Below are 15,925 nucleotides of genomic sequence, written 5' to 3'. Positions count from 1 at the left end.
CAGCGCATGCGACTGTTCGGGCGCAAGGACGAAGAGGAAGAGGCCGGCCGGCCCGGCGACGGCGTGGCCGCGTTCTGGGCGTGGTGGCAGGAGGCCAGGCCGCGGCTCGACTCGCTGGTGGCGGCGGGCACGGCCGACGGCATCGAGGAGCTGGTCGCCCCCGCCGTGGCCGCGATCGACCCCGGCCTGGTCTGGGAGGTGGCGCCCGGCAGGAACGCCGCGCACGCCCTGGTGGTGACCGCGGCCGGCGACGCCGAGCTGCGCTCGCTCGCCCACCGCTGGGCCAGGGCCGCGCCGCCGGCCGACCTGCTGTGGGAGTTTCATCCGTCCCGGCAGGCCAACCCGCAGGCGCTGGAGCTGACGCTCGACGTGGGCGGGTTCGAGTTCGCGCTCGACAAGCTGGTCTTCGGGCTGCGCGTGCCGCGCAACCAGCCGCGCGTCGACGTGACCGCCCACCACCCGATCTTCGGCGAGCTCGACGAGGAGACCCGCCTGGAGGCGACGCTGCTCGCCCTCGACTGGCTGCTGGGCGAGGACGACGTCGCCAGGTGGGTGGGCGAGATCACACCCGCCACCTTCCAGCCGATCGACGCGGTCGCCGCCGTCCACCTGCCCGCCGTGGTCGCCGACCTGGCCTCGGGTCACCAGGGCGAGGAGTGGCTGCTGCTCGAAGGCCGGACCGGCGAGGGCGCGTCGCTGGTGGCCACCGCGCGCTTCCCGCTGCGGCCCGTCGACCACCCGCTGCTCGACCAGCACATCGAGATCACGCTTCCGTACGCCCACCGCGACGCCGCCGGCCTGCCCGTCGGCGATTCGCTGAAGGCGTTGCGCGACTTCGAGGAGCGCCTGGCCGCCCGCCTGCTCAAACTGCGTGACGACGCCCTGCTGGCCGCGCACCTGAGCGCCGCCGGCCGGCGGGTCATCCACGTCTACGCCGACCCGGCCTCCGACGCGGCGATCCACGCCAAGGAGCTGATCGTGAGCTGGGAGGAGGGCGAGCCGCGGGTCGACGTGGGCCACGACCCCGCCTGGGCCGCGGTCTCCCCCTTCCTCAGCTGAGCCCGGCCCTGCGGGCCCGCTCGACGGCCGCCGGCAGCACCTCGATCAGGCGGTCGACGTCGGCGGCGGTCGAGGTGTGGCCCAGGGTGAACCTGAGCGAGCCGCGTGCGGCCGCCGCGTCGGCGCCCATCGCGAGCAGCACGTGCGAGGGCTGCGCCACGCCCGCCGAGCAGGCCGAGCCGGTCGAGCACTCCACGCCCTTGGCGTCGAGCAGCATGAGCAGCGCGTCGCCCTCGCAGCCGGGGAAGGAGAAGTGGGCGTTGCCGGGCAGCCGGCCGGTCGGGTCGCCGTTGAGCACGACGTCGGGGACGGCCTGGCGGACGCGCTGGATGAGCTCGTCGCGCAGCGCCGTCAGGCGGCGGCCCAGGGCCTCCTGCTCCTTCACGGCGGTCCGCACGGCGGCGGCCAGGCCCGCGATGGCGGGCGCGTCGAGGGTGCCGGAGCGCACGTCGCGCTCCTGACCTCCGCCGTGCTGCACCGACACCGGGGTCAGCCCCCTGGTCAGCAGCAGCGCGCCCACGCCCATCGGGCCGCCGACCTTGTGGCCGGTCAGCGTGAGGGCGTCGGCGCCGGAGTCGGCGAAGGACACCGGGAGCTGCCCGATCGCCTGCACCGCGTCGGTGTGGAACGGGACGCCGTGGTCGTGGGCGACGGCCGCCAGCACGTGGACCGGCTGGACCGTGCCCACCTCGTTGTTGGCCCACATGACGCTGATCATGGCGACGTCGTCGGGGTCGCGCTCGATGGCGGCGCGCAGCGTGTCGGGATGCACCCGGCCGTACTCGTCGACGTCGAGCAGCTCCACCTCGGCGCCCTGGCTCTCGGCCAGCCACGCGGCCGGGTCGAGCGCGGCGTGGTGCTCGACGGAGCTGAGCAGGATGCGCCGCCGGGGCCTGCGCGCCCAGTAGAGGCCCTTGATGGCCAGGTTGTCGGCCTCGGTGCCGCCCGAGGTGAACACGACCTCGCTCGGCCGGGCCCCCAGGGCGTCGGCGATGCTCTCGCGGGACTCCTCGACGACCCTGCGCACCTGACGGCCCGCGGCGTGCAGCGAGGAGGCGTTGCCGACGCGTTTGAGTTGCTCCGTCATGGCCTCGATCGCTTCGGGCAGCATGGGCGTGGTCGCCGCATGATCAAGATAGGCCGACGGTCGTGTCACCAGATCAGGGTATCTCGTTTGCCACTGTACCGTCCGGACGGTACAGTTGAGGCATGCGAAGGGACGAGCTGTTGGACGCGGCGGAAGACCTCCTGTGCGACCAGGGGTCGGCCGCGCTGACGCTGTCCGCCGTGGCCGACCGGGCCGGAGTGAGCAAGGGCGGCCTTCTTTACCACTTCGGCACCAAAGAGGCCCTGATCAAGGGCATGGTCGAACGGCTGATCGAAGAGTTCGACGACCTGATGGCCGCGCAGCCGGACGGCACGTACACCGAGCGGTACCTCGGTGCCACGCTGATCGCCGTGCGCTCGGGGCGGCTGCGACGATGGGCGGTCGTGACGGGCGCGTCGGGGAACCTCTTCCTGCTCGCGCCGCTGCGTGAGGCGATGTCGCGATGGCACCGGGAGGGGTTGGGCGACGAGCCCGACCCGCTGGCCGCGCAGATCGTCCGCCTGGCCTGCGAGGGGTTGTGGGACGTGGCCAGCCATGACCCGCAGCTCAACTCGGAAGCGGACCTGCGCGCCCTCGAGGCCCGGCTGAGAGCGCTGCTCAAACCCGGCTGAACCGGCCGGCCCGCGTGTGTCGCGAGTCACCCTGGTCACGGGAATGTGCCGGGGTCACTCGTGGTTCAGGTGTCGGAGCTTCGATCACGAAGCTTCCGCGGTTCTCTGCTGTGTCGGCCGGAACGGATGGGAGGGCGGTCTCGCGATGACGATCCCGTGCTCCCACGCCCCCTGTCCCGGGGGCCTCGCCCGTTTCCCGTCCGGACCGAGCGCCTCGGCGGCGCCCGCCGTCCCCGTCAGACGGGTCCGTACGGGCTGGGCAGGCCGGACGCGCAGGCCCCCGTCAGGCAGACGGTAGGCCGGAGGGCGCGGACGGCGGCCGGGCGGTGGAACCGACCGTCCTGACCGTCAGGGCCCGCCGCGGGGCCATGACGCGGGCGATGATCGAGCGCCCGGGTCGCTCACCAGGCAGCACGAGCCGCCCCAGACCGGCGCCGGCCGGCCACCCGCTCACCTACACCGACCACTCGCCGCCCTGAGCCGCGCCTCAACGCACCCCAGGGCCCCGAACCACCCCGTCCAACGGCCGAGGCCGCTCGACCAGACCTCGGCCCGCCGACGCCCCAGCAGGCCCATGGACCGCCCAAGTCGCTTTGTCCCCGCACAACCGGGCACTCGGGAGGCGGGCCGTGAGCCGGGGCGGCGGGCCGGACCGGTGCCGACCGGCGGTCTTTGTCCCTTCGAGTGTTCATCCCCCCAGATCTCCTGGGCGCCCCCACCAGGGGAGCGCCTGATTTGTGACGCAATAACGAGTTTGTGAGAGGTGTGCCTTATGACCCGCGACCTGAGGACGGCCCGCTACGGGGCGATCCTCACCTTCGTCCTCGGCGGCCTGATGGTGGGCACGATGACCGTGCGCATCCCCGCCCTGACCGACAAACTCGGCCTGTCCGAGTCCACGGTCGGCGCGGTGCTCCTCGCATGGGGCCTCGGGGCCCTCGTGACCATGCAGTCCATGCGACGGATCATGGCCCGCGCGGGCAGCAGGGCGGTTCTGCGGATCGGCGCCCCACTCACCGCGGTCGGCCTGCTGGCCGTCGCCTTCGCCCCCAACCTGCCCCTCCTGATCGTGGCCGCCACGTTCTTCGGCATGGCCTTCGGCACCGTGGACGTCGCCATGAACGCCCAGGGCTCCACCGTCGAGCAGGCGTACGGCCGGCCGCTGATGAACGGCATGCACGCCGGCTGGTGCGTGGGCGCCATCTCGGCGGGCGCGCTCGGCAGCCTGTCGATCGCCGCCGGCCTGTCGTTCACCGCCAACCTGGCGCTGGTCGCCCTGGTCTCGCTGCCGGTCGCGCTGCTGATCGGCCGTACGTACCTGCCGGAGACCCCGGCGACGGAGTCGGCGCGCACGGCCCGGCACCGCATGCCGGCGATCGTCTACCTGCTCGGCGCGATCATGTTCTTCGCCTTCATGGTCGAGGGCGTGGTCGCCGACTGGAACGGCCTGTACATGCGCAACGAGCTCGGCGCGCCGGAGGCGCTGGCCGCGCTCGGCTACCCGGTGTTCGAGGCCGGCATGCTGCTGGCCAGGCTCACCGGTGACCGGCTGCGCTCCCGGTTCGGGGTGCGCGGCATGCTGGGCGTGTCCGGCGTGGCCACGGCCGGGTTCTTCACGGTCGTGCTGATGGCGCCGGCGGCGCTGGTGGCGGTGCTGGCGATGTTCTTCGTCGGGCTCGGCGTGGCGACGATCGCGCCGCTGACGCTCTCCCTGGCGGGCACCGCGACCGACGCACCCGGACCGGCCATCGCCCAGGCGGGCGCCATGGGCTACGCGGGCCTGCTGCTCGGCCCGGTGGTGATCGGCTTCCTGTCGGACGCCACCTCGCTGCGCGGCGCGCTCGGCATCGCGGTCCTCCTGGGCGTGCTGATCGCCGTGGCGTCGCGGTTCCTGCCCAGGCGGGAGGCGCCGGTGTTCGACGCCGTTCCCGTGCGGGAGCCGGTGAAGGTCGCCGCGTAGGACATTTGTCATGCCAAGCCTCGTACATCCGTCCATGTCCGATTCATGGAGAGCGTGCGAGGCTTAGGCGGTGTTCAAGCCATATGTCACCGCGGTCGTCCTCGTCAGCACGGCGGTTCCGAGTCTTCTGCAGTTCGCCGTCCCGGGGCTGGAGGCCGCGTGGATGCGCGATCCGGCCGCGATCTCCGGCGGCGAGTGGTGGCGGCTGGGGACGGCGCTCGTCGTCCAGGACGGCGGCGTGTTCGGCACCCTGTTCAACCTGGCGTTCCTCGCGGTGCTCGGCTACGTCGCCGAGCGCGCGCTCGGCCCCGGGCGCTGGCTCCTGCTGTACGTCTCGGGCGCGGTCGCGGGCGAGGCCGCCGGCTACCTCATGAACGACCCCGGCGCGGGCAACTCGGTCGCCCTCTGCGGCCTGGCCGGCGGCCTCGCCGTGGCCGCCGCCGGCCCCCTGGAACGCTCGCTGGGCGCGTTCTACGCGGTCCTCTCAGGGGCCTGGGCCTTGTCGGCGTCCGGCACGGCCGGCGTCGTGCTGATGGTCGTCCTGGCCGGAGCCGGCTTCCAGCTCGTGGCGCACCGCGACCGGGTCCCCGCCCCGCTGTTCCCCGCGGTCGCCGCGGTGGCCGCCGTCGTCCTGTGCGCGCTGCTGGACCTGCACGGCTTCGCCCTGCTGGCGGGCGTCCTCGCGGGATGGGCGCTGAAGGCGGCCGGCGCCCGGACCGCGCCCGCCGCGTCGGCCTGAGACGGCGGAGGCGGCGCCGCACGTCGTGCGGCGCCGCCTCCGATCGGCGCTGTGCGCGCCCGCTGATCCCTGACGCTACTTGCGCTTGCTGATCTCTTCGGTGAGCTGCGGGACGACCTGGTGCAGGTCGCCCACGACCCCGTAGTCGGCGAGCTCGAAGATCGGCGCCTCGGGGTCCTTGTTGATCGCGACGATGGTCTTCGCGGTCTGCATGCCGGCCCGGTGCTGGATGGCGCCGGAGATCCCGGCCGCGATGTAGAGCTGCGGCGAGACCGTCTTGCCCGTCTGGCCCACCTGGAACTGGTGGGGGTACCAGCCGGCGTCCGTGGCGGCGCGCGAGGCGCCGACGGCCGCGCCCAGCGCGTCGGCCAGGCCCTCGATCACGGAGAAGTTCTCGGCGGAGCCCACGCCCCGGCCGCCGGAGACCACGATCGCGGCCTCGGTCAGCTCGGGCCTGGCGCCCTTCTCCTGCTTGACGCGCTCGACGATGCGGGCGGCCCTGGCCGCCTCGCTCAGCGCGACCGACACCTCCTCGACGGCGCCGGCGCCCGCGGCGGCCTGCGGGGCCGTCGAGTTCGGGCGTACGGCGACGATCGGGGTGCCCCTGCGCACCCTGGAGTGCACGTTGACGCCGCCACCGAAGATCGACTGGTCGGCCACGAAGCCCTCGGACAGGCCCACGGCGTCGGTGATGACGCCGGAGTCGGTCTTGACGGCCAGGCGACCGGCGACCTCCTTGCCCTCGGCCGTGGCGGCCACGAGCACCGCGGCGGGCGACTTCTCGGCGACGAGCTGGGCCAGCAGCTCGGCCTTGGGCGCCACCACGTGGTCGACGATGTCGGCGGACCCGGCGTTGTAGATCGTCTCGGCGCCGTACTCGGCCAGCCTGGCCTTGGCGGCGTCGCCGAGGCCGGGGCCGGCCCAGACGGCTGCGGGCGTGCCGAGCGAGCGGGCCAGGGTCAGCAGTTCGAGCGTGACCTTCTTGACCTCGCCGTCGACCTGCTCCACGAGAACGAGAATCTCCGACATATCAGTAAAACCCCCTTTCTCAGATGAACTTCTTGGAGGCGAGGAAGTCGGCGGCCTTCGAGCCTCCGTCGCCCTCGTCCTTGACGATCGTGCCGGCGGCGCGCGGCGGCGCGGCGGCGAAGTCGACCACCTCGGACCAGGCGGCGCCCAGGCCGACCTGGGCGGCGTCGATCTCGGCGTCGGCGATGGCCAGCGTCTCGACCGGCTTCTTCTTGGCCGCCATGATGCCCTTGAAGGACGGGTAACGCGGCTCGTTGATCTTCTCGACCACGGACACGACGGCCGGCAGCGAGGCCTGGACCTTGTCGAAGCCGTAGTCGGTGATGCGCTGGACGCTGATCGAGGAGCCCTCGATCTCGACCTTGTTGGCCAGGGTGAGCTGGGCCGTGCCCAGGCGCTCGGCCAGCATCGCGGCCAGCACGCCGGTGCGGGCGTCGGTCGACTCCGAGCCCAGGACGACCAGGTCGAACCCGATCTTCTTGAGCACCTGGGCCATCGCATACGAGGTGGACAGCGCGTCGGAGCCGTGCAGCGCGTCGTCGCTCAGGTGGACCGCCTTGTCGGCGCCCATGGCCAGGGCCTTGCGGATGGTCTCGGTGGCCTTGCCCGGGCCCATGGTGAGCACGGTGACCTCGCCACCGTGCGCCTCCTTGAGCTTCAGCGCCTCCTCGACCGCGTACTCGTCAAGCTCGTTGACCACGCCGTCGACGGCGTCACGATCGAGCGTGTTGTCATCGGACCGCAGCTTGCGCTCGGTCGCCGTATCGGGGACCTGCTTCACGCAGACGACGATGTTCATGGCCGGTGGCCGACCTCCCGTGTTCGCGTGCGCCCACCGCGTCGCTGCGATAGGCGCCGAATGCAATGCTGACCAGACTGCCAGGTTCCCGACGGGCTCCTGACACGGGGTGGGTCAGAGTCGTGCCCTGGCTCCCGCGGTCATGTTACCCGTGGGTAGCTTACGCGCAAACCGGCGGTTCCCGCGTCAAGCCCCTACCCTTCCCACCATACCGAACTTTATTCGGTACGTTCCGATCGCCCCCCAGGGGAACTCAGGCGGACAACAGGAACACGATGCCCACCACCAGGGCCGTACCCGCGAACAGGGCCAGTGTGAACGTGCTGAACACCGCGGCCAGCCCGAAGCACAGCCCCACCGCCCCCGCCACGCTCACCAGGTCGGCCACCATCCGGCCGCGCCGGTACGGCCCGCGCGAGAGCAGCGCCACCCCCGCGTCGCTCACCACCGCCAGCACGTAGGCGGCCAGCAGGAACAGCGCCACCTCGGGCAGCGGCTCGCGGGCGGCCGCCGCCAGCAGCGACACGAACAGGCCCGAGCCGATCAGCCACCGCCTGCGCACCTTCTCCCGGTGCCGCGCCCTGGACTCCTCCACCGAGCCGCGCCGGCCGTCGCCCGGCCGCCACTCCCTCGTGCTCAGGTCGTCGGCCGGCCGCGGACGCGCCGCCGGGGCCGAGGGACGGGGGCCGGCCTGCCGCACGTGCGGGACGGGGGCGACGCCCAGCCGGGCGCAGATCTGCGCGGCCGTGGGCCGCGCGGCGGGATCGGTGGACAGGCACTCGCGTAACAGCGGCGCCAGCCAGTCCGGCACGCCCTCCAGGTCGGGCGGGTGGTGCACGACCCGGTAGGCCACCGCCGAGGCCGGCCCCTGCCCGTACGGCTGCCGCCCGGTCGCGGCGTAGGCGAGCGTCGCGCCGAAGGAGAACACGTCGGCCTCGACGCCCGCGCCGCCGCCTTCGAGGATCTCCGGAGCCAGGTAGCCGGGCGTGCCGACCACCGCTCCCGACGCCGTGACCGACAACGTGTCGAGCGCGCTGGCGATGCCGAAGTCGATGACGACCGGGCCGTCCTCGCTCATCATCACGTTGGCCGGCTTGAGGTCGCGGTGGACCACCCCGGCCTCGTGCATGGCCAGCAGCGCGTCGGCCAGCCCCGAGGCCAGGGGGCCCAGCTCTTCGACGGGCACCGGCACGGCGCTGAGCGGGCGGCCCTGGACGTAGCGGGTCACCAGGTAGGGTCTGGGGCCCTCCAGCGAGGCGTCGAGCACCTCGGCGACGTGCGGCCCGCCGACCCGGCGCATCGTCTCCACCTCGCGGTCGAGCCTGGCCAGCGCGAGGGCGTCGGCCGCGACGTGCGGATGCAGCACCTTGACCGCGACCGTGCGCCCCTGGGCGTCGAGCGCCAGATGGACCTCGCCGAAGCCGCCCGCGCCGAGCCTGGAGAGAAGCTCATAAGGGCCGAGGCGCTCGCTCATACCTCATCTCTCCCCCGTCGGACCGAGGGGGACACTCAGGACCACGGAGTCAGGAAGCCCAACCCCAGCCCGTCCAGCAGACTTTCGATGAGGCCGGTGATCAGCCCGATCGTGCTCTGCCTGGCGTCGCTCGCCAGGTCGTCGATCACACTCTGCGGGGCCCGCCAGGGCGTCCAGACCGGGTCCTGGCCGAGCGCGAACATCGCCGCGAACAGCGCCGCCGTGCCCACCGCGACGACCGCGACCAGCGCGGCGCCGGGGCTGCGCAGCACGCCGGTGAGCGTACGGGTCACGGCCTTGCGCGGCGCGCCGCCGCCCGGGAGCACGAACAGGCCCCCGGCGAACGCGCCGGCCGCGAAGGCGGCGGCCTGGTTGGTGCCCATGCCGCCGGCCCAGTGGAGCGCCCCCCACACGCACGCGCCGAACAGCAGCGCGAGCGGCACGTGCACCAGGGTCACCAGCGCGGCCTTGACCAGCGCCCACGGCGTGCCGACCAGCGCGAGCAGCGGGTCGGCCGAGCTGCTGCCGCGGATCTGGCGCCGCTTGACCATGTCGCCGGAGAGGTATTCGCCCACGCGCAGCACCACCGCCAGCGCGACGGCCACCGCCCCCATGACGACGGGCATCATGACGGTCAAAGCCACCAGCGTGACCAGCAGCAGCAACCCGGTCACCTGGGCGCCGAACAGGTACCTCTTCCGCTCCGCCGGCGGCACGTGGCCGCGTGGCTGGGGCGGCGGCGTGTAGGGGCGCGGTTGCGGCGGCGGCGCCGGGTAACCGGCCACCCGCTGGTCGGTGCGCGGCACCGGGCGCGCCGAGGTCGGCGCGGGCACGTAGGGCGGCGGCCGCTCCTCCCGCCGCGCGGGCGGCGGCGGGGGCGGCGGCGCTGGCTTGCGGTACTCGACCGGCGGCAGCAGGTCGGAGAACGTGTCCATGGCCCGCGTGCCGCTGCCGATGCGCTTGGTGCCGGTCGGGCCCTCGATCTCGTTGAACGTCGTCACCGACGGGTCGAGCTCCCTGGCCATCCGCAGCAGCTCCTGCGCGCCCGGCCGGGCGGCGGGATCGACCCGCAGCGCGCGCGACAACCAGCCGCGCAGCCACGCGGGCGCCCGGTCGAGCTGGGCCCGCCCCTCCATGATGTTGAAGCAGACCGCCTCGAACGTCCCGGTGCCGAACGGCGGCGCGCCCGTGGCGGCGAAGAACACCGTCGAGGCCAGCGCGTGCACGTCGGCCGCCTGGGTGATGTCGGAGTCACGGATGATCTCGGGCGCCAGGTAGCCGGGGGTGCCGACGAACATGCCGGTCTGGGTCAGCCGGGTCGCGTTCACCAGGTGGGCGATGCCGAAGTCGATGACCAGCGGCTCGCCGTCGACCAGCATGACGTTGGACGGCTTGAAGTCGCGGTGGATCACGTCGGCCGCGTGGATGGCGACCAGCGCCTGGCACAGCCCCTGGGCCAGCCTGATGACCTGCCGCGCCTCCAGGGCGCCCTCGGTCAGCACGGTCTCCTCCAGCGTGCGCCCCGGGGCGAAGCGGGTCACGACGTAGGGCTGGCCCCCCACCAGCTCGGCGTCGATGACCTCGGCGACGTACGGGCTGCGCACCCGGCGCATGGTCTCGACCTCGCGGGTGAGCCGGTCGCGGGCCTTGAGGTCGGCGGCCACGTGCGGGTGGAGCACCTTGATGGCGACCTCGCGGCCCTCACCGTCGAGACCCAGGTGGACGACCCCCATGCCGCCCTCGCCGATCTTCCTGACGATGCGGTAGGGGCCGAGGCGTTCCGGCGCTTGGATGCTCATCGCCACCTTCCTCGGCTCAGCCGCCGCCCTTCAGGCTGCTGAGTTGCTCTGTCACGGGTGTGACGTCCAGTGGACTCCATACACTCCCCCTTGGCGTGTCCCCGAACGTGCCGTAGGCGAGGATCAGCGAGAGCGCGGCGCCCGCCGCCAGCACTCCCGCCATCGCCATGGCCGCTGTCCTAGAGGGTACGAGCGATGAGAGCGTTCTGCGCATCTGCCGCCCCGGGCCCTCGACGCCCGGCCCCGCGCAGAGGGTCCAGAGCGCGACCGCCGCCCCCCACGCGAGGGCGTTGGCCGAGTTCATCTTGACCACCACGCTGAGCAGCAGCGTCACCGGCAGGCCGAGGATCAGGGCGTACAGGACGAGCGCGACCGTGATGCCCACGGACTTGGCCAGCGCCTGCGGCTGGGCGAAGACCCTGAGCACGTCGAGTGCGGCGGACGCGGCGGGCCGGCGGCCGCTGAGCACCGGCTGGGCGAGGTCGGCGGCGCGCAGCAGCACGGCGATCGGGATCGCCACCACCGCCACCAGGACGGGGGCCGTCACCGCCGCCACGATCATGAGGATCAGCAGCATGGCGCTCGCCACCCCGTACGCCTTCGAGCGCTGCAGCGCCTGCGCCGGACGCCCGCCCTGGTTGTACGGCTCGCGAGCGGCCTGCGGCTCCTGCGGCGGGTACTGCGGCTGCGCCGGGATGTAGGGCGGCGGCTGCACGGGCACCGGGCCGTAGTTCGCCGCTTCCTGGCCGGCGTTGAACCGGCCGTGGTCCAGCGGCTGGGCGCCGGACCCGAGACGGCCGTGGTCGACCGGCTGCGGGCCGGAGCTGAGCCGGCCGAACTCGGCCGAGTCCGGGCGCACGCGCCGGGTGGGCACGTCGGCCTCGTGCGGGTTGACCTGCGGCAGCGACTGCGACTGGGGCTGGGGCTGTGACTGCGGCTGGGGGTGGAGCGGGGGCTGCTGCTGCGGCCAGGGCTGGCTGGGCCCGGCCTCGCGCTGGATCTGGCGCAGCTCCTCCGGCGAGACCCGGCGGGTCGGCCACGGGTCGCCCGCGCCCTGGTCCGCCGGCGCCGCGCCCGGTTCGGGCAGCCCGGCGCCAGGCAGCCCGGCGCCGGGCAGCGGAGCCGCCTGGTTGGGCAGCCCGGCCGCCTGGTTGGGCAGCCCGGCCGCCTGGTTGGGCAGCAGCGAGACGAAGTGCGGGTCGGCCGGCGGCGCGACCGGCTGCTCCTGGCCGTCGATCAGCCGGCGCGGCGTCATCGGCGGCGTGGAGACGTCGTAGGACGGCTTCTCCCCCACGAACGGCGGCCGCCTGGTCGGGAAGTCGTCGGGCGCGTCGGGCCGCGGCACGGTGGAGATCTCGTCGGGCACGCCGCGCGGCGGCCTCGGCAACATGCGGGCCGTCTGCTCGGCCAGGTCGGCGGCCTTGGGCCGCTTGGCCGGGTTGCGCTGGAAGCCCGCCTTGAGCAGCGGCTGCAGCTCGGCCGGCACGCCGCTGATGTCGGCCTTGCCGGCGGTGATGTTGTAGAAGATCATCTCCAGCGTGCCCTTGCCGAAGGGCGGCTGGCCGGTGGCGGCGTAGAGCAGCGTGCCCGCCCAGGCGTGGATGTCGACCTCGGGGCCGGCCTCCTGGCCCTCGATGATCTCGGGCGCGAGGTAGCCGGGCGTGCCGATGAACATGCCGGTCTGGGTCAGCCTGGTCGCGTCGACCGCCTGGGCGATGCCGAAGTCGATCAGGACGGGCTCGCCGTCGAGAATGAGCACGTTGCCCGGCTTGAGGTCGCGGTGGATCACGCCGACGGAGTGGACCACGGCCAGCGCGGAGGCCACGCCGTGGGCCAGCCGGACCAGCGCGGGCAGGTCGAGCGGCCCGTCGTCCTTGACGATCTCGTCGAGAGGACGGCCGGGCACGTAACGCGTGACGATGTAAGGACGATGAGCGGTTACATCCGCATCGACCACTTCTGCGATGAATTTGCTGCGGACCCGGCGCATGGTCTCGACCTCACGCGAAAGCCGTCGCCTGGCGACCTCGTCGCCGGCAACCTCTCCGCGCAGGACCTTGACCGCCACCTGTCGCCCCTGGGGGTCGACAGCGAGGTGGACAACGCCCATCCCGCCTTCACCGAGCCGCCTGAGCAGCCGGTAAGGGCCTAGTCGGTCATCGTTCATGGCATGAAGCACCATACCGGCTTAATCCCCGCCCACGAGATGAACCATGAGGCCACATTCCCACTCGTACAACGTCCGATACGGCCTCATCGGTTTCCCATCCAACGGTCTCGAATTGGCTTCAGTTCGGCTTCGGGGCCTTCAGGTCGTCAGGGACAGGACCTCGGCGCCCTTCAGCCCGGCCAGCGCGGCGCCCGGCACGGCGAGCTTCGACCCGCGCACGCCGCTGCCGATCACCACTCTGGGATGTTCGGCGACGTGCACGTCGACCAGGACGGGCCAGTCGCCGGGCAGCCCGAGCGGGGTGATGCCGCCGTACTCCATGCCGGTCAGCTCGACCGCGTCGGCCATCGGCGCGAAGCTCGCCTTGCGGGCGTCGAGGTGCCTGCGCACCACGCCGTTGACGTCGACGCGCATCGTCGCCAGCACCATGCAGGCGGCGTAACGCGTCTCGCCGCCGCGCTTGGCGGCCACGACCACGCAGTTGGCCGACTCGTCGAGCCGTACGCCGTAGCGCTCGCAGAACGCGGCCGTGTCGGCCAGGTCGGGGTCGATCTCCGCCACCTCGGCGCCCTCGACGCCCGGCACGGCGAACGCCACCGGACCGGCCAGCAGGTCGGCGCGCTCGGTCGCGGGCACCCAGTGCAACGTCATCCTCGTCTCCTCGATCGCTCTTCCTTGACCGACCCTATGCCGGTCGAGGAAGTGGCGTGCGACGTCACGTGGACTGCAGCACCCGCTGGTGCAGCATGGTGACGGCGCTGCGGGCCGACTCCATGGCGCCTGCCTGCCAGGCGATCAAGTGGGTGAGCCAGTCACCCGCGAAGTAGACCCTTCCGGCGGGGCGTTGCAGAAGAGTGAAGGACGAATCAAAGGACGGCCAGTACATCCAGCCTCCCTGGATGTGCTCCTGGCGGTGCCAGGCGATGGACACGCTGGACAGCAGGTTCTGGCGGTACTTGTCGCCGTGGATCTTCCTGCCCTGGGTGAGGGCCTTGCGCCTTCTGTCCTCGGGGGTGAGTGAGCCGTACAGCTCGGCGTTCTGCTCGGTGTTGTAGTAGCCGACGATCAGGCCGCGTTCGGAGTGGTAGCCGTGGGAGGGGTACCAGATGTGGGTGATGTCCAGGTCGGTCTCGGTGACGCCGCCGTAGATGCGGTCCTCCAGCTCCCACCAGCGCCTGCCGTACTCCAGGCCGATCTTGCCGGCGGCGACCGGGATGGGGGTGCTCAGGGCGCTGGTGACCTGCGCTCCCAGGTTGTGCGGGATCTTGGCGAGGAGGTGCGGGGGGAGGGTGGCGATGCAGTAGTCGGCCTTGACGCTGCCGCCGTCGTACGTGACCTCGACGCCGTCGTCCAGGGTCGTGATCCTGGTGACCTTGGCGCCGGTCCTGATCCGGTCGGCCCCCACGGCCTCGGTCAGCTTCCTGACGATCGCGTCCATGCCGCCGACCGGCTGGAACATGGGGGTGGCCATGTCGTAGCCGAAGTCGTTGGTGATGGCGCGGCCGGTGGCGGCGGCCAGCACGTCGTGGAGGGTGCCGGGCGGCGGGATGGGGGTGCCGCCGTCGAGGGCCGGGTACTTGGTGAAGCCGCGCCGGGGTGAGCCCTCGTAGTCGAGCTTGGGGCCCAGGTCGCCGAACCGGCGGAGGAACTCCAGCAGGCGCTGCCGGTCGTCGGCGGTGATCGCCTTGTCGAGCGCGCCGATATTCGTGGCTTTGGCCAGCAATTCTGCGACATATCCGTACATGTCGGCTCGGGCGGTGCGGGCCCGCACGGTCTTCCCGTTGGTGTGGACGTACGCCGAGGCGTTGTTGTTGACGAACGTCTCGATCGGGACGCCCAGCTCCCTGCAGTAGTCGAGGGTGACCATCCAGGGGGCGATGCGGCCGGGCCCGGCGTTGAAGTAGACGCCCTCGCCCAGCTTGACGTCCTGGGCCGGGCCGTTCAGCTCGGTCAGGCGGTCGCCGCCGCGCAGCGTCAGGTTCCGGCCGCCGGCCCTGCCCCTGGCTTCGAGCAGGGTGCAGTCGTAGCCGGCCTTGCCCAGCTCGTACGCGGCGGTCAGCCCCGCCACGCCCGCGCCGAGGATCACCACCTTGGCCGCGCCCTTGCCGCGCAGGGAGAAGTCGCCGGGGCGCGGCGCGGCGAACTCCTTGTCCTGCTCCGAGGGGGCGAGCCCGAGCGCGCCCATGGCGGCGTACATGGCGCCCGCGCCGCCCACCGCTCCGATCCCGACGAGCAGCCCCCGCCGGGTCAGCGCCGCGCCTTCCACCGTCACCCGCTCCCTAAATCAGCAGTTACCGACATCTCAGCCGTACGGCCCGCTGCCGCAGGCCACCTGGCCGCCGATGGTGGCGAAGATCCCGAGCAGCGCCATGATCTGGCGGAAGTCGTCGGTGGTGAACTCGGTGTGCCGGGAGCCGGCCGTCTTCACGCCGGGCACCAGCGCCACCGCCGCCGCGATGGCGGTCGAGTTCCACTCCACCCCCAGCGTGTACGGCGCCTCCACCCGATAAGGCGTGAAGTCGCTCAACCGGGAGAGCCCGCGAGCGGCGGCCTCACGGATCCTCGCCTGGGCGACGCTCGGCGGCAGCAACTCGGCCGAGAACTTGTCGATCCCCTTCTTGACCGCGACCGTCTCGACGTCGCCGAGCAGCTCGCGCGCCTCCTCGCCGACGGCCTCGTCCCCGGTCACCAGCACGACGGGCACCCCGTGGAAGCCCGCGCACGCCGCGACCAGCCGGGTCTCGCCGCACGGCTCGCCGTTGAGGTAGACGTTCTGGATCTCCTTGCCCATCCACGTGTGGTTGAGCACGCCGTGCTGGACGCCGGCCATGGCGTGGTAGCCCACGAAGCACGCGGCCTGGAACGTGCCGTCCAGCCCCTGGGCCATGCGCTGGGCCTTGCCCGGCCCCCGGATCAGGGTGGCCCGCGGGTCCAGGAGGTCGATCCGCAGGTTCTTGGTGGACCCGTGGGCGTCGTTGACCAGCACCGAGCCCGCCCCCGCGGCGAACGCGCCCTCGACGGCGGCGTTGGCGTCGGCGGTCATCAGCTCGCAGCCGCGGTCGTAGCCGCGTTTGCCGGCGTGCATCTCCTCGGGGTCGGTCAGCCCCGTCACGCCCTCCATGTCCACCGACAGGTAAACCTTCACGCAGTCAACTCCTCGCACTTCGCCGGATCCGT

General features: G+C 72.6%; 13 protein-coding genes. 4 read left to right on the top strand and 9 right to left on the bottom strand.

Annotation, left to right across the window (positions count from 1 at the left end; translation table 11 throughout):
* Positions 1 to 6 precede the first annotated feature (6 nt).
* Entirely contained in the window at positions 7 to 1,059 is a 1,053-nt protein-coding gene (locus tag AB0J76_RS31830; protein ID WP_352318937.1) for a DUF695 domain-containing protein, read from the top strand.
* Here AB0J76_RS31830 and AB0J76_RS31825 read toward each other — a convergent pair.
* Entirely contained in the window at positions 1,052 to 2,215 is a 1,164-nt protein-coding gene (locus AB0J76_RS31825) for a cysteine desulfurase family protein (RefSeq protein WP_352318935.1), read from the bottom strand. The genes AB0J76_RS31830 and AB0J76_RS31825 overlap by 8 nt on opposite strands.
* A gap of 53 nt (positions 2,216 to 2,268) precedes the next feature.
* Here AB0J76_RS31825 and AB0J76_RS31820 point away from each other — a divergent pair, with 53 nt between their 5' ends.
* From AB0J76_RS31820 to AB0J76_RS31810, 3 genes are all read left to right on the top strand, one after another.
* Entirely contained in the window at positions 2,269 to 2,778 is a 510-nt protein-coding gene (locus tag AB0J76_RS31820; RefSeq protein WP_352318933.1) for a TetR/AcrR family transcriptional regulator, read from the top strand.
* A gap of 772 nt (positions 2,779 to 3,550) precedes the next feature.
* Positions 3,551 to 4,738: an MFS transporter gene (locus AB0J76_RS31815; RefSeq protein ID WP_352318931.1), complete on the top strand. Its 1,188-nt coding sequence runs from the start codon at positions 3,551 to 3,553 to the stop codon at positions 4,736 to 4,738.
* A 70-nt stretch (positions 4,739 to 4,808) separates the two neighbouring features.
* Positions 4,809 to 5,477, top strand: coding sequence for a rhomboid family intramembrane serine protease (locus AB0J76_RS31810; protein WP_352318929.1), 669 nt, complete (start codon positions 4,809 to 4,811; stop codon positions 5,475 to 5,477).
* Positions 5,478 to 5,552: 75 nt separating this feature from the next.
* Here the strand turns inward: AB0J76_RS31810 and AB0J76_RS31805 are convergent, their stop codons facing one another.
* From AB0J76_RS31805 to AB0J76_RS31770, 8 genes are all read right to left on the bottom strand, one after another.
* On the bottom strand, positions 5,553 to 6,506 hold the full coding sequence (locus AB0J76_RS31805; RefSeq protein WP_364391469.1) for an electron transfer flavoprotein subunit alpha/FixB family protein: 954 nt from the start codon (positions 6,504 to 6,506) through the stop codon (positions 5,553 to 5,555).
* Between the two features lie 19 nt (positions 6,507 to 6,525).
* Complete coding sequence (locus AB0J76_RS31800; RefSeq protein WP_352329623.1) at positions 6,526 to 7,305, bottom strand: electron transfer flavoprotein subunit beta/FixA family protein; 780 nt, start codon at positions 7,303 to 7,305, stop codon at positions 6,526 to 6,528.
* 253 nt (positions 7,306 to 7,558) lie between these two features.
* Positions 7,559 to 8,779 carry a serine/threonine-protein kinase gene (locus AB0J76_RS31795; protein WP_352329625.1) on the bottom strand — a complete coding sequence of 407 codons (1,221 nt, stop codon included), beginning with the start codon at positions 8,777 to 8,779 and terminating at the stop codon, positions 7,559 to 7,561.
* A gap of 35 nt (positions 8,780 to 8,814) precedes the next feature.
* The gene (locus tag AB0J76_RS31790) at positions 8,815 to 10,578 is read right to left on the bottom strand and encodes a serine/threonine-protein kinase (RefSeq protein ID WP_352329627.1); all 1,764 of its coding nucleotides are present in this window, start codon (positions 10,576 to 10,578) and stop codon (positions 8,815 to 8,817) included.
* Positions 10,579 to 10,594: 16 nt separating this feature from the next.
* Positions 10,595 to 12,745 carry a protein kinase gene (locus tag AB0J76_RS31785; protein WP_364391465.1) on the bottom strand — a complete coding sequence of 717 codons (2,151 nt, stop codon included), beginning with the start codon at positions 12,743 to 12,745 and terminating at the stop codon, positions 10,595 to 10,597.
* Between the two features lie 141 nt (positions 12,746 to 12,886).
* Entirely contained in the window at positions 12,887 to 13,399 is a 513-nt protein-coding gene (locus tag AB0J76_RS31780) for a YbaK/EbsC family protein (RefSeq protein ID WP_352328812.1), read from the bottom strand.
* Between the two features lie 64 nt (positions 13,400 to 13,463).
* Complete coding sequence (locus AB0J76_RS31775; protein WP_352328814.1) at positions 13,464 to 15,020, bottom strand: flavin monoamine oxidase family protein; 1,557 nt, start codon at positions 15,018 to 15,020, stop codon at positions 13,464 to 13,466.
* Between the two features lie 30 nt (positions 15,021 to 15,050).
* Positions 15,051 to 15,893: a M55 family metallopeptidase gene (locus AB0J76_RS31770; RefSeq protein WP_352328816.1), complete on the bottom strand. Its 843-nt coding sequence runs from the start codon at positions 15,891 to 15,893 to the stop codon at positions 15,051 to 15,053.
* Between the last annotated feature and the right edge of the window lie 32 nt (positions 15,894 to 15,925).

The organism is Nonomuraea sp. NPDC049624, from assembly GCF_040675255.1.
GTDB lineage: Bacteria > Actinomycetota > Actinomycetes > Streptosporangiales > Streptosporangiaceae > Nonomuraea.
This window is presented reverse-complemented; position numbering and strand designations above follow the sequence as displayed.

Excerpts from the sequence above, each read along its gene's own strand:
- AB0J76_RS31795 (WP_352329625.1), bottom strand. The coding sequence starts at position 8,779 with ATGAGCGAGCGCCTCGGCCCTTATGAGCTTCTCTCCAGGCTCGGCGCG.
- AB0J76_RS31785 (WP_364391465.1), bottom strand. The coding sequence starts at position 12,745 with ATGAACGATGACCGACTAGGCCCTTACCGGCTGCTCAGGCGGCTCGGT.
- AB0J76_RS31815 (WP_352318931.1), top strand. The coding sequence starts at position 3,551 with ATGACCCGCGACCTGAGGACGGCCCGCTACGGGGCGATCCTCACCTTC.
- AB0J76_RS31820 (WP_352318933.1), top strand. The coding sequence starts at position 2,269 with ATGCGAAGGGACGAGCTGTTGGACGCGGCGGAAGACCTCCTGTGCGAC.
- AB0J76_RS31800 (WP_352329623.1), bottom strand. The coding sequence starts at position 7,305 with ATGAACATCGTCGTCTGCGTGAAGCAGGTCCCCGATACGGCGACCGAG.
- AB0J76_RS31790 (WP_352329627.1), bottom strand. The coding sequence starts at position 10,578 with ATGAGCATCCAAGCGCCGGAACGCCTCGGCCCCTACCGCATCGTCAGG.
- AB0J76_RS31830 (WP_352318937.1), top strand. The coding sequence starts at position 7 with ATGCGACTGTTCGGGCGCAAGGACGAAGAGGAAGAGGCCGGCCGGCCC.
- AB0J76_RS31805 (WP_364391469.1), bottom strand. The coding sequence starts at position 6,506 with ATGTCGGAGATTCTCGTTCTCGTGGAGCAGGTCGACGGCGAGGTCAAG.
- AB0J76_RS31780 (WP_352328812.1), bottom strand. The coding sequence starts at position 13,399 with ATGACGTTGCACTGGGTGCCCGCGACCGAGCGCGCCGACCTGCTGGCC.